This window comes from Bacillus sp. VT 712 (assembly GCF_001614195.1).
Classification (GTDB): Bacteria; Bacillota; Bacilli; order Bacillales; family Bacillaceae_H; genus Priestia; species Priestia flexa.
This window is the reverse complement of record NZ_LWBK01000010.1, coordinates 156,725-169,711: the sequence shown is the minus strand read 5'-3', so window position 1 is coordinate 169,711 and position 12,987 is coordinate 156,725. Positions and strand designations below refer to the sequence as shown.

At 37.0% G+C, this 12,987-nt stretch carries 11 protein-coding genes and 3 pseudogenes; 12 read left to right on the top strand and 2 right to left on the bottom strand.

Annotated features, from left to right (window positions below):
* The 3 genes and pseudogenes from A2U94_RS21470 to motB form a co-directional block, all read left to right on the top strand.
* Window positions 1-212, top strand: a pseudogene (locus A2U94_RS21470) (IS701-like element ISPlan1 family transposase); the annotation flags it as partial.
* A 199-nt stretch (window positions 213-411) separates the two neighbouring features.
* Window positions 412-1,206, top strand: a complete 795-nt coding sequence (motA, locus tag A2U94_RS06945) for a flagellar motor stator protein MotA (RefSeq protein WP_025909154.1) — start codon at window positions 412-414, stop codon at window positions 1,204-1,206.
* Window positions 1,199-2,032 (top strand): flagellar motor protein MotB, encoded by an 834-nt coding sequence (motB, locus tag A2U94_RS06940; RefSeq protein WP_025909153.1) that lies wholly within the window; start codon window positions 1,199-1,201, stop codon window positions 2,030-2,032. Before motA ends, motB begins: the two co-directional genes overlap by 8 nt.
* 33 nt (window positions 2,033-2,065) lie before the next feature.
* On the opposite strand, the gene A2U94_RS06935 is transcribed toward motB, so the two are convergent.
* The gene (locus A2U94_RS06935) at window positions 2,066-2,395 is read right to left on the bottom strand and encodes a hypothetical protein (RefSeq protein ID WP_025908915.1); all 330 of its coding nucleotides are present in this window, start codon (window positions 2,393-2,395) and stop codon (window positions 2,066-2,068) included.
* Window positions 2,396-2,540: 145 nt separating this feature from the next.
* Between A2U94_RS06935 and A2U94_RS22225 the strand changes: the two are divergent.
* The 3 genes and pseudogenes from A2U94_RS22225 to A2U94_RS21465 all read left to right on the top strand — a co-directional run.
* Window positions 2,541-2,831 (top strand): annotated as a pseudogene (locus A2U94_RS22225) (DUF2071 domain-containing protein); the annotation flags it as partial.
* A 309-nt stretch (window positions 2,832-3,140) separates the two neighbouring features.
* Window positions 3,141-4,538, top strand: coding sequence for a Na+/H+ antiporter NhaC (gene nhaC, locus A2U94_RS06925; RefSeq protein ID WP_025908913.1), 1,398 nt, complete (start codon window positions 3,141-3,143; stop codon window positions 4,536-4,538).
* 186 nt (window positions 4,539-4,724) lie between these two features.
* Window positions 4,725-4,829, top strand: a pseudogene (locus tag A2U94_RS21465) (amino acid ABC transporter permease); the annotation flags it as partial.
* Between the two features lie 567 nt (window positions 4,830-5,396).
* Here A2U94_RS21465 and A2U94_RS06915 read toward each other — a convergent pair.
* Window positions 5,397-5,699, bottom strand: coding sequence for an antibiotic biosynthesis monooxygenase family protein (locus A2U94_RS06915; protein ID WP_025908911.1), 303 nt, complete (start codon window positions 5,697-5,699; stop codon window positions 5,397-5,399).
* 214 nt (window positions 5,700-5,913) lie between these two features.
* Here A2U94_RS06915 and A2U94_RS06910 point away from each other — a divergent pair, with 214 nt between their 5' ends.
* From A2U94_RS06910 to A2U94_RS06890, 6 genes are all read left to right on the top strand, one after another.
* Entirely contained in the window at window positions 5,914-6,792 is an 879-nt protein-coding gene (locus A2U94_RS06910) for a peptidylprolyl isomerase (RefSeq protein ID WP_062954491.1), read from the top strand.
* A gap of 31 nt (window positions 6,793-6,823) precedes the next feature.
* A complete protein-coding gene (locus A2U94_RS21090; protein WP_153301180.1) occupies window positions 6,824-6,979 on the top strand; it encodes a hypothetical protein in 156 nt (51 codons plus the stop codon).
* 62 nt (window positions 6,980-7,041) lie between these two features.
* Complete coding sequence (locus A2U94_RS06905; protein ID WP_025908909.1) at window positions 7,042-7,713, top strand: response regulator transcription factor; 672 nt, start codon at window positions 7,042-7,044, stop codon at window positions 7,711-7,713.
* Window positions 7,706-9,085, top strand: coding sequence for a sensor histidine kinase (locus A2U94_RS06900; protein ID WP_090752807.1), 1,380 nt, complete (start codon window positions 7,706-7,708; stop codon window positions 9,083-9,085). Before A2U94_RS06905 ends, A2U94_RS06900 begins: the two co-directional genes overlap by 8 nt.
* A gap of 147 nt (window positions 9,086-9,232) precedes the next feature.
* On the top strand, window positions 9,233-10,612 hold the full coding sequence (locus A2U94_RS06895) for an allantoinase (protein ID WP_035320329.1): 1,380 nt from the start codon (window positions 9,233-9,235) through the stop codon (window positions 10,610-10,612).
* A 685-nt stretch (window positions 10,613-11,297) separates the two neighbouring features.
* Window positions 11,298-12,788 (top strand): peptide MFS transporter, encoded by a 1,491-nt coding sequence (locus A2U94_RS06890; protein WP_062954489.1) that lies wholly within the window; start codon window positions 11,298-11,300, stop codon window positions 12,786-12,788.
* Window positions 12,789-12,987 lie beyond the last annotated feature (199 nt).

Below are 12,987 nucleotides of genomic sequence, written 5' to 3'. Positions count from 1 at the left end.
ATCAAGTCCGGAGTGAACGAGCGATTAAGCGTTTTTGGACCATTGTCCAGTTCACCTATGTTTTTGCGATGTACCTTAGAAAGGCTGCCTTTAACCTAGCCATTCAGTGCATAAGAAAACAAAAAATCGGCAGTATCATTGAGTTTGTGTATCGTGAAACCACAAATGGAACGTCACTTGAGCAAATTAAAAATGAGCTCCAAGTGGCATAGGGTACCTATCATTTCTAATCGAATGGAAATATTTGTATCGGAAAATGCTCATTATCAGTCCTTATGAAAACATCCTGACATTGATATTTATTTTAAGAAAAACAAAAAAACATTCAAAAATTCGTTTTAAATGTCGAAATAAAAAGCAGATACACTAAAATCACGATGCACTGAGCGGACAAAGATAGGAGACATAGAAATGGATAAAACATCTTTTTTTGGTTTGATTTTAGCATTGGTTGCACTAATGATAGGAATGTTTCTTAAAGGCGTTAGCCCAGCTGTTTTAATGAACCCTGCGGCCATTTTAATCATTGTTCTAGGAACAATCGGAGCGGTAGTCATTGCGTTTCCAACAAGTGAAATAAAAAGGGTACCTAAGTTATTTGGCGTTCTTTTTAAAGAGCCAAAGATGGCTACACCAAAAGATCTTGTGTTTATGTTTTCTGAATGGGCACAAGTTGTTCGAAAAGAAGGGTTATTATCATTAGAAGCAAAAACAGCTGATGTGGAAGACCCTTTCTTGCAAAATGGATTAAATTTAGCAATTGATGGGCAAAGCGCAGATTACATTAGAGACGTGTTATCTGAAGAGATTGAAGCAATGGAAGACCGCCATCAGGCTGGCGCAGCTATTTTTTCACAAGCAGGTACATATGCACCGAGTTTAGGGGTACTTGGAGCAGTCATTGGGTTAATTGCTGCTTTAGGAAACATGGCTGACACAACTAGTTTAGGGCATGCTATCAGCGCTGCTTTCGTTGCAACACTACTAGGTATTTTTACGGGGTACGTTTTTTGGCATCCATTTGCTAACAAATTAAAACGTAAATCTAAGCAAGAAGCAAAGGTTAAATATATGATGATCGAAGGCGTTCTGTCTTTACTAGAAGGTGAAACACCAAAAGTGATTGAACAAAAGCTGGCATCTTATTTACCAACAGCTGAGCGTAAGAAGCTATTGCAGGAAAGCGAAGTGGCTGAAAATGAGTAAAAAGCGTTCAAAGAAACAAAAAGAGGACGCTCATGTTGACGAGAGCTGGCTATTACCGTATGCGGATTTATTAACGCTATTACTTGCGTTATTTATCGTTTTGTTTGCCATAAGTTCTGTTGATGCTCAAAAGTTTCAAGCCTTATCAAAAGCGTTTAATGCAACGTTTGAAGGGGGAACAGGTGTGTTAGAGTTTCAAACACCACCTACTCCAAAAGAAGAAAACCTCCCGGCTGAAGACCCAACGGAAAAAAATGTAGCAAGAGATAGCGGAATGGATCCTAGTGAAAAAGAAGGAGAAAAGCCGTTAACGGAAGAGCAAAAGCAGAAAATTGCTCACGATGCCGACCAGCAAGAGCTGTTAACTGTTCAACAAAAAGTAAATGCATATATGGAAGATAATGGAATTAAAGACAAGTTGCAAACCTCATTAACAGATGAAGGGTTACTAATCTCGATTCGGGATAACGTCTTTTTTGCATCTGGAAGAGCTGATGTTCGACCGGAAGATATACGTCTAGCAAAAGAAATTTCAAATTTGCTTGTAATGGACCCTCCTCGTAATATTATCATTAGTGGTCATACTGATAATGTACCGATACGCAACGCCGGCTTTCAATCAAATTGGGAGCTTAGCGTTATGAGAGCGATTAACTTTATGAAGGTTATTCTAGAAAACAATCGCTTAAACCCAAGTATGTTCAGTGCAAAGGGCTTTGGTGAATTTAAGCCGGTAGCCTCCAATGACACTGAGGAAGGCAAAAAGAAAAACCGCCGGGTAGAAATTTTAATCACACCTCGGACAACAACAGCAGAAAATGAGTAAAAACACGGTTTAATCCGTGTTTTTATTTTTTTGTTATAATAAAAGACGTCGATTTTCATAAGTTCCGCGTACTAAATTAAGCTCTTCTCCCTCTAAAATTAAGTCAATTAAGGCACCATTAAATAAATCAGACACCTGCTTTTTATCATTTGCTTGCAGGTATTCAACTCGATACCATTTCTCATTATAGCTAAAATACATAAAGCGTCCCCACGTATAGTCTAGCCAAAACTTAATTGGTTTGCCGTTCACAAGCTTCTTTACGTACCCCCAGCTTCTTCCTTGGTGTGAATCGGTCATTTTAGGTTGAGCTGAATTGAACACTTGATAATAAAGCTTATTGTGCAAGTCATATAGCATCATACCTAAGTCACTCCTTTTTACTCGTTATTAATTAGTAGTATGCAAGGGAATAGAATTTAGAAGTAGTAAATGGACAAGCCTTCGTAATTTTAAAAATAATGCGAGTGTATACTAAAGAAAGACTGTTTGAAATCATTTACCTTATCTACATGCCGACATAATGGTTAACAAACGTGGGGAGTTGACTGAATTTCAATGCAGAAGAAAGCATAAAGGATTTCAACATAAAGAAATTTTGCTGACGTATAAGCCTATATCTCCTCCTTATTATACAAAAGAAGGAACCGTTGATGAGTGGTTAAGGGATAGAGATCGTCTCTTTACGGTGCACAAACAGAAAGTTTTTCGAGGAAAGCTTTTTCATCAACCCTGGATTTTACAAGATGGACACTATTCTATGAAAAAAATACGATTACGACAGCCTATCTACCAATAAATAAAGATGAAACAATTGTGCATTATGCACAACATCTTGTTACGTATTTTTATTCTTTTCAAAAAATGTGAAGAAATCGATATAAATAAAGGCTTGAACGAGCCTGTGAGGTTGTGGTACTATTTGCCTTGTGAAAATAGTGAATATTACATGGGATAAAAATGGCCTTTTTAGATGTGAAAAGGTAAATGAATTGAAAGTATATTTACATAAATTTGTTCGAATTATACATTTTTATCAAAAGATGTGTGCGCTTTTACATCCTGCAGCCATCTAGTATTCAAGTCATAAGTTTAGGGGGATTTGATTTTGAAAACACCAAGATTACCTTCAATTGGTGAAATTATGATCGTGTTACTTTTATTTCTAGCGGTTGTTGTTTCATTCGCACTCATTTTCGAACTTCCCATCCAGCTAGCGCTCTTTATTTCATGGTTTATTGTTATTGCGTTAGGTATTCGCTTAGGGTATAAATATGATTTTTTACAGAAAGCGATTACAAAAGGGATTGGAAACGGGTTAGAAGCGATTCTGATTTTATTGGCAGTAGGAGCTTTAATTGGAACATGGATCTCTGGAGGGATTGTTCCATCATTAATTTACTACGGCTTAGAGTTTATTAACCCTACGTTCTTTTTATTAGCTACTTTAGTTATTTGTTCAATCACTTCTGTTGCAACGGGTACATCATGGGGCACAGTAGGAACAGCAGGTATTGCAATGATGGCGATAGGGGAAGGAATGGGAATGCCTCTACCGCTCGTAGCTGGGGCAGTTATTTCTGGAGCATATTTCGGAGACAAGCTATCTCCACTATCTGATAGTACAATCTTGTCTGCTTCCATGGCAAAAGTGGATGTAATTGCTCATGTGCGAGCAATGCTTTACTTAGATATTCCAGCTTATATTGTTACATCTATTTTGTTTACCATTGCTGGATTTATGTACGGTGGTAACAACTTTGATAGTGAGCGAGTAGAGTTTTTAAAATCATCTTTACACGATGTGTTCCAAATTAATGTGTGGATGCTTGTTCCAATGGTTGTTGTTATTGTTTTATTAGCATTAAAAAAGCCGTCACTACCATCAATTGCAGTGGGTTCTTTACTTGGTGTAGTATGGGGAGTCCTTTTTCAAGATTTAAGCGTATCAACTGCTTTTCATACAGCTTACAGCGGGTTTTCCATCGAGTCAGACATCACCTTTATAACAGAATTGCTAAACCGCGGTGGAATTGAGAGTATGGTTGGTTCAATTATTGTTATTATTTTTGGATTAGGCTTTGGTGGCTTGCTGGAAGAGTTAGGTGTACTAAAAGTACTTCTCTCTAAATTTGAACAACTTTTAATAAATGCCGGGAACGTCACGACAGCTACGATTTTTACAGGTCTACTAGGAAATATCTTCGGTTGCGCTATGTACGTATCGCTTATCTTAACGCCAAAGATTATGCAAGATAGCTATGATCGTTTAAAAATCAATCGACTTGTATTAGCGCGTAACTCTGAAGTAGGTGGAACGTTAACCTCAGGTATGGTTCCATGGACCGATAATGGTATTTTCTTAACAACGATCCTAGGTGTATCAACGTTTGCTTATCTACCGTTTATGTGGTTAAGCTTTGTTTCTATTATTATTGCTATTATTTATGGTTATACTGGAAAATTTATTTGGTATACAACAGATGAAAATAAGAACGTTAGCTGAAAAGCTAGCGTTTTTTATTTGAAAACGTTAGCTTTCTATTTTGTATTCATGAAATGTTGTAAAAAACCAGAAAAATTTTATAATCAAACAATGATTCTGATAGTAATACTTGCTTGTAGTCAAACAACTAGAACGAAAAGCGAGTAAAAGAATGTTGGGAAAGATAGAAGGAAAGAAGTGAAGTTAATGGCACAACATGAAGGACAAAATGATCTGAAGCGGACGATGAAAAGTCGTCACTTATTTATGGTCTCACTCGGAGGTGTAATTGGAACAGGATTTGCTGTAGGGTGGTTATATTGGTTAACTTGGGTTATTACCACTGCTATGTTATGCAGTTTATTATTGGAGACGACGTAAAGGATTAAACGTATATACAGATCAAAGTGAGGCAAAGTAAGAAAAGAGTTTGGGACATAACAAAATGATTGCTTCTAAAAGACGAACACTAGCTGTTCCCATCTCTTTAGTTTGTCTCAACACGTTCGTTCCATTGCGCTACGGCCACTCGCTTGCCGCGGGGAGGAACCTGAGCTTCCTCGCTGCGCTGCGGGATCTCCGTTTTCCCTCTTTTTCCCGCAGGAGTCGAGTGTCCTACGCTCCATTCCACCCTGTTTCCAACATTGTTTTCACAATCAACAAAAAACCTGAATGATTAAAAGTTATGAACTCTCAATCGTTCAGGTATAGTAAGGGCTGAACTACTTATGTCTCAGTCTCTTTATTATTCTATGTATTTTTTATATTTGAAACAGACAAAAACACCCTATCCATTCCGAACTGGTTAAGTGTCCCGCAACAAGCGAAATGGTGATGGATAGGGTGCTAAGCTAAGAATAAGCTTTTTTCATACGAATGTCAATGTTTAGAGGGATGAACATTGACATAATGGTCCATTGTAACGTTTGGCTCGAAGAAACGTCCCATTTGTTTGTCCCATTCTTCGAATAATGAAGATTGGACAAAATTCACCATATGACTTTCAACATTTTCCCATTCAACAATAATCATATATTTAGTATCTGTTTCAATGCATCGATGAATGGAATGATTAATATATCCTGGTACAGATGCGATAACGTGAGCGGCTTGATGAAATGCTTCTTCAAACTCTGCTAGTAGCTCTTTTTTAATACGGAAAAAAGCAACTTCTTTAATCATAATGTCCTCCAAATTTCTCTATATAAGATAAACAACTTCAAAGATTACCTCACATGGTTCGTAAACAGAGCAAACTCTTTTTACGCTTTCACCAACTTTTCATTTTGTTTTTGTATAGTTAGAAGCGTAGAAAGAAAACTGTTCAAAAAGCTCATAATTCTTGCGCTTACATACATAGCGTAAGTCATGGATGGAAGTTAGGAGAGGTAAGAAAATGGATAAGAAGAAAAAGAAAAAGCTTTTTTCTTTTCTTGGTATCATTGCTGCTGGTGCTATCATTGCGGGTGTCGTGTACCAAGTCAATCGCGTTGATGCAGTAGCAAGTGTTGATGGAGACAAAATCACAAAAGACCAATTATATGAAGTGTTAATGTCTCAAGGTGGAACTGACGTTTTAGATTCAATGATTGAACAAAAAGTCATTAATAAAGAAGCGGAAAAGAAAAGTGTAACAATTAGTGAAAAAGAACTCGACAAAGAGCTTGATGCGTTAATTACATCATATGGTGGAGAAGATACGTTTAATCAAGCTTTAGAAGCAAATGGTATTAAAGAAAGCGAAGTAAAAAAGGATTTAGAAACAAACTTAAAAGCTAAAAAGCTGGTAGAAGATACAATTGACATCTCTGAAGACGAGATGAAATCATATTTTGATGAAAACAAAGACTCATTTGATCAGCCAGAGCAGGTAAAAGCAAGTCATATTCTTGTAAAAGATGAAAAAACGGCTAATGAAGTTAAGAAAAATCTGAGCGATGGTGAGAAATTTGCTGAGTTAGCAAAAGAATATTCGACGGATACAGCCTCTAAGGAAGATGGAGGAGATTTGGGATACTTTAGTAAAGAAGATATGGTTCAAGAGTTTAGTGATGCTGCATTCGACTTAAATGTTAATGAAATTAGTGAGCCTGTTAAAACAGAGTATGGTTATCACGTTATTAAAGTAATTGATAAAAAAGCAGCTCAAGATGCGAACTATGAAAATAGCAAAGAGGAAATTAAACAACTCTTGTTAGAGAATAAATTTCAGTCTGAATATCCAACTTGGTTAGAAGAAACAAAGAAAAAGTATGACATTGAGAATTTTTCGTAATCCATTATTCTAAATAAAGTGAGGAATGAAAATGAAAACGCAAAAGCCTTACAATAAGTTAGAACAAATCGTAGAAAAATTAAAAGAGCGCGGAGTACGAGCTGAAATATGTCGCCGCGTGGTACAAGTAACAGAAAGTGTAAACAACCAATCAAATTCTCATTCTCAACATGCTTTTAACCGTTGACATAAATAAAATAAATAAGGACATAAAGTAGTATATTTATAAATGAATGGAGCTGAGAAAATATGAATGTTTTATTAGCAGAAGATGATTTGCAACTAGGAGAGCTAGTAAGTTATATGTTAAAGAAAAAAGCAGGCTTTAACGTCGAATGGGTGACGGAGGGGCGTGATGCTTACTTTTATGCTGTTGATGCGCATTATGATATTCTCATTTTGGATTGGATGATGCCAAACGGAGATGGAGTAGAAATTTGCCAACAGCTTCGAAAGGAAGGCTATAATGGCGCAATTTTAATGTTAACAGCAAAAGATGCTGTTCAAGATCGCGTGCATGGATTAGATGCTGGTGCGGACGATTATATGGTGAAGCCGTTTGAAATTGATGAACTGTTGGCCAGGCTGAGAGCTTTGTCTCGCCGCAACTATGCTCCAATTGTTGAAGAAACTGTTAAAATCGATCAAATCACCTTAAACCGTTCGAGTCAAATGATGAATAGTGGAGACAAATCAATCCAGCTCAGCCCAAGAGAATTTCAGCTGTTGGACTTTTTACTGAAAAATAAGGGACAGGTCTTATCAAGAGATATTATATTAGATCGCGTTTGGGGCTATGAATCGGATGTATCCATTAAAACAATCGATGCAACGGTCAAACTCCTGCGAAAAAAGCTAGATCATTTTGGGAAACAAGAGCTCATCCAAAGTATACGTGGAGTAGGTTATAAAATTGACTAAAAAGTTAATAAGAAGAGCTCGTAACCGGATGAAGCAAGATTTATTTAGCAAAACGCAAAATCGTCTTACCTTTCGCTACAGTGCGCTGTTAATGATATTTCTGCTTTTATTTGTGTTTATCGTCTATTCACTTGTTTACGTTGTGATTAGCAGTAACCAGCAGCAAAGCTTAAACATGTTGCTCAAGCAAGAAACAAAATTTGTGAAAAGTCTTTTGGTCGAGCAAAATGACCAAGTAGAAGATGAATACCAAGATATTGTTGTGGCAAGGGAAGATGCGTTCTTTTATTATGTCGTTAGTCCAGAAGGTCAGTTACTAATGGGCAGCGAAGCAAGTGAAGGACTAAGACCGAAATTGCTAAACTTAATTAACGGCTGGATTCCGATTGAAAATGAAGTGCGTAAAGAACGCATTGAAACAATTCATCCAAATGTGGAAAAGTTTGAGCGGAATGGTCATGCTGAAGATGAATTTAAGGTAAGTATTGATTTGCTTATGACTGGACAGCCAATTTTTTATAAAGGTGAGTTTTTAGGGATGCTTTACATTGGTAAAAACGTTTCGTTTCTATACCAGTTGCTAAAGTGGCTTTTGGTCATCATGTTATCGTTAACAGTTTTATTTGTAGGCGTAGCCATTTACATGAGTCGTTTAATGTCAAAGCGTGCAATGATTCCCATTGAAAACGCATTTTTAAAGCAAAAAGAGTTTGTAGCCGATGCTTCTCATGAATTGAGAACGCCATTAAGCGTGATGCTATCATCTATTAATGCGCTCGAAATGCAGGATGAAGTAAATGAAGATCCTTTTTCTAAAAAGCTTGTCGGTAATATGAAAGCAGAAGTAAAGCGGATGACTAAGCTTGTAAGTGATTTGCTTACGCTGGCTCGGTCTGATGCTAGCAAAAACCAGCAAGCCTTTAATAAATTTGATATTAAAAAAATGGTTGAAAAAGTAATGCAGTCCGTTGAGCCACTTGCTCACTCTAAAAATATTAGCTTACATCTAGAAGCACCTGACCAGATAGAGCTTTCGGGAGATGAAGAAAAGCTTACGCAGCTCATGTATATATTATTGGATAACGGAATTAAATACACCACTCCACAAGGACACGTAAAAGTATTGATTAAGCAAAGACCGAATGCAGTTGAAATTCGAGTGGCTGATACGGGTGTTGGTATCCATAAAGATGAACAAAAAAGAATTTTTGATCGCTTTTACAGAGCGGACAAATCTAGGTCTAGACAAATGGGCGGACATGGTCTTGGTTTAGCAATTGCGAAATGGATTGTTGATATGCATAAAGGAACAATTAAAGTGGAAAGTGAACCTGAGAAAGGAACCACTTTTCGAATCAGTTTACCTCAATGAAAATGTGCCGGATACTCGTGTATCTAGGTACATTTTTTGTCTAGTTTGCACAAAACATCTTTTAAAAAAAGGCAAAATACACGATGAAAAAATTAGAAAATTCAGTTATATTTAAAATAATCTAATGCAAGTGGAAGGGGTTTATGGATGAAAAAGTATGACTTACTTATCAAAAGTGGAACGGTTGTGTTAGAAAACGAGGTATGCGTAATAGATATTGGTATATATGAGGGTAAGATTATTGCTTTAAAGTCTACTATTGATACCAGCCTAGCGAAAGAGGTACTAAGAGCAGAAGGAATGCATGTATTACCTGGAGCTATTGATATACATGTTCATTTTGATGAGCCTGCAAGAGAGCATTGGGAGGGATTTGATAATGGTTCAAAAGCGATGGCAGCAGGAGGGTGTACAACCTATTTTGACATGCCTCTAAATGGTGTTCCGCCTACCATAACGAAAGAAGCTTTTTTAAATAAAAAGAAGCTTGGAAATGAGAAGTCATTTGTAAACTTTGGTTTATGGGGAGGATTAGTACCTGGTAATAAAGATGAACTTAAAAAGATGGCAAGGCAAGGGGCTATTGGTTTTAAAGCATTTATGTCAGAAGCAGGATCAGAGTTCGAATTTTCAGATGGACTTACGCTCTATGAAGGGATGAAAGAAATCGCGAAGTTGGGTAAGGTTCTCGCTTTGCATGCAGAGAAAGACAAAACGATTAAAGAGCTTCAAAAACAAAAAGAGGAACAGGGGCTTACATCGATTAGAAGCTATTTAGAAACAAGGCCAATTGAAGTGGAAGTAGAAGCAGTTAAAGAAGCATTAGAGTATGCTGAGCAAACTGGATGTTCACTCCATTTTGTACATATCAGTAGCAAAGAAGCTGTTGACTTAATCGTAGATGCTAAAAAAAGAGGGGAAGATGTTACTTTAGAAACTTGCCCACACTACTTATTGTTTGGAGAAAAAGACTTTGTACAAATTGGAGCACTGGCTAAATGTGCACCACCGCTCAGGTCAAAAGCAGAACAAGAGAAACTGTGGTTATCGATGGAAAAAGGTGAAATTGATATGATATCTTCTGACCACTCGCCGTGTCCTATGGACTTGAAGAAATCAAATAATATGTTTGAGGTGTGGGGAGGAATATCGGGAGGGCAATATACGCTTCAAGCAATGATCACAGAAGGGTATCAAAAAAGAAGCATCCCTCTTACTAAAATTGCACAGTTAACTTCAACGGCTCCTGCCAAGCGTTTTGGGTTGTATCCTCAAAAAGGTAGTATTCAAGTGGGCGGAGATGCAGATCTAACAATCGTTGATTTAAAGAATTCCTACATCGTAAAGCAAAACCGCATGTTTTTTAAACACAAGCACAGCATTTATGAAGGCTATGAATTCAGCTGTACAATTCGCTATACGATTTGTGAAGGTGAAATAGTATACGAGTTTGACACTAACACGTTTCAGCAACCTATTAATAAGTCAAGGTTTGTACAACAAATCGAAAATACAAACGTACGTTGAGAGACTGAGATATAAGTAGTTCAGCCTCTACTATACCTGAACGATTGAGAGTTCATAACTTTTAATCATTCAGGTTTTTTTGATTGTGAAAACAATGTTGGAAACAGGGTGGAATGGAGCGTAGGACACTCGACTCCTGCGGGAAAGAGAGGGAAAACGGAGATCCCGCAGCGCAGCGAGGAAGCTCACGTTCCTCCCCGCGGAAAGCGAGTGGCCGTAGCGCAATGGAACGAACGTGTTGAGACAAATCAAAGAGATGGGAACAGCTAGTGTTCGTCTTTTAGAAGCAATCATTTTGTTATGTCCCAAACTCTTTTTTTTATACCTTTTATTATATCGAAAAACTATATAGGGTAAAAGACACAGTTTTAAAAGAATAGTAGGGTAAAAAGAAATAGAAAATATTAGCTTGATATTATAAAAAATCAGGGGGATGAATAATTAAAATAAAAAATATAAAGGATTTTTTATTTAGAATAAGCTGGTTATATAGCTGTTTTTAAAGCGCGGATAAGAAAAAAGATGTATAAAAAATATGTTTATTTATATTTTTTATATTGACAGAATCATTTTATAAGAATAAAATTTTATTGTTTCTAATTATATATCATCATAATTTTTTGATATTTTAAAAATTAGTAAACAGGGGAAAAAGGGAGAAAGATAGAGAGAAAGGATGTAAAATATGTCGCTTGATAAAGAGAAAATTGTCCAAAGTGTTCCTCAAAAAGGATTTTTTGGCCATCCAAAAGGATTATTTACGCTATTTTTCACTGAGTTCTGGGAGCGCTTTTCCTATTATGGAATGAAAGCACTTCTAATCGTGTATTTATATACGGAAGTGTCTAAAGGTGGACTAGGTATTGATAATGGAACAGCAGCATCCATTATGTCCATTTATGGAGCGCTTGTTTATATGTCAGGAATTATTGGCGGATGGATTGCTGATAGGATATTAGGAACCTCAAGAACAGTGTTCTGGGGCGGCGTGTTGATCATGATTGGTCATATCGTTTTAGCTCTTCCAGCCGGATTTAACGGTGTTTTAGTAGCCATGCTGTTTATTATTTTAGGGACAGGCTTATTAAAGCCAAACGTTTCAAGTGTTGTGGGAGACTTATATAGAGAGAACGACAACCGACGCGATGCCGCATTTAGTATTTTCTATATGGGAATTAACTTAGGTGCTTTTATCGCTCCATTAATCGTATCTACGCTTGGAGAAAACTACGGATTCCATTTAGGTTTCGGTGCCGCAGCAGTTGGAATGTTAGGTGGATTAATTGTTTTTTCTATGACAAAAAAGAAAAACCTAGGTTTAGCAGGTACGGAAGTTCCAAATCCGTTAAAGCCTGGTGAGCGTAAAAAAACGTTTGGAATTATTGGTTTAATCGTTGCTGTTCTCGTAATCTTTTTAATTATAGCAGGAGTAGCAGGCTTCTTAACTCTAACGAATGTTATTGCATTCATTAGTTTCTTAGCTGTTATTATTCCAATTATTTATTTCACCGTTATGTATCGTAGTTCCAAAACAACTGATGTTGAACGCTCTCGATTACTTGCTTATATTCCATTATTTATTTCTGCTGTCATGTTCTGGGCAATTCAAGAGCAAGGTTCAACAATCTTAGCCATTTATGCTGAAACATCAACGCAGTTAACTTATGGAAGTTTTACAATTCCAGTAGGGTGGTTCCAGTCGCTTAACCCGTTATTTATTATTTTATTAGCACCTGTATTTGCTAGGCTGTGGGTAACGCTTGGAGATCGCCAACCGTCTACACCGCAAAAATTTTCTTTAGGATTGTTATTTGCCGGTTTTTCATTCCTAGTAATGGTTATCCCGTCAGTAACAGGTGATGCGAATCATTTAACAAGTCCATTATGGCTTGTTTTAAGCTTCTTCTTAGTTGTAATTGGTGAGCTTTGCTTATCCCCAGGTGGATTATCGACAACAACAAAACTAGCGCCAAAAGCATTCTCCGCACAAACGATGAGCTTATGGTTCTTAGCAAGCGCAGCTGCACAGGCAATCAACGCACAAATCGTTCGATTCTATGAGGGGATTTCACAATCCTCATATTTCGGATTATTAGGTGGAATTTCTGTTGTTCTAGGTATCATCATCTTCCTTTCTTCTTCAAAAATTAAGCAATTAATGAAGGGGATTAATTAATAAAGAGACTGAGACATAAGTAGTTCAGCTTCTACTATACCTGAACGATTGAGAGTTCATAACTTTTAATCGTTCAGGTTTTTTTGGTTATGAAAACAATGTTGGAAACAGGGTGGAATGGAGCGTAGGACACTCGACTCCTGCGGGAAAGAGAGGGAAAACGGAGATCCCGCAGCGCAGCGAGGAAGCTCAGGTTCCT

Bases quoted from the DNA above. Each gene is read 5' to 3' on its own strand.
- motA (WP_025909154.1), top strand. From the start codon at position 412: ATGGATAAAACATCTTTTTTTGGTTTGATTTTAGCATTGGTTGCACTA.
- motB (WP_025909153.1), top strand. From the start codon at position 1,199: ATGAGTAAAAAGCGTTCAAAGAAACAAAAAGAGGACGCTCATGTTGAC.
- A2U94_RS06935 (WP_025908915.1), bottom strand. From the start codon at position 2,395: ATGATGCTATATGACTTGCACAATAAGCTTTATTATCAAGTGTTCAAT.
- A2U94_RS06915 (WP_025908911.1), bottom strand. From the start codon at position 5,699: ATGATTAAAGAAGTTGCTTTTTTCCGTATTAAAAAAGAGCTACTAGCA.
- A2U94_RS06910 (WP_062954491.1), top strand. From the start codon at position 5,914: ATGGATAAGAAGAAAAAGAAAAAGCTTTTTTCTTTTCTTGGTATCATT.
- A2U94_RS21090 (WP_153301180.1), top strand. From the start codon at position 6,824: ATGAAAACGCAAAAGCCTTACAATAAGTTAGAACAAATCGTAGAAAAA.
- A2U94_RS06905 (WP_025908909.1), top strand. From the start codon at position 7,042: ATGAATGTTTTATTAGCAGAAGATGATTTGCAACTAGGAGAGCTAGTA.
- A2U94_RS06895 (WP_035320329.1), top strand. From the start codon at position 9,233: ATGAAAAAGTATGACTTACTTATCAAAAGTGGAACGGTTGTGTTAGAA.
- A2U94_RS06890 (WP_062954489.1), top strand. From the start codon at position 11,298: ATGTCGCTTGATAAAGAGAAAATTGTCCAAAGTGTTCCTCAAAAAGGA.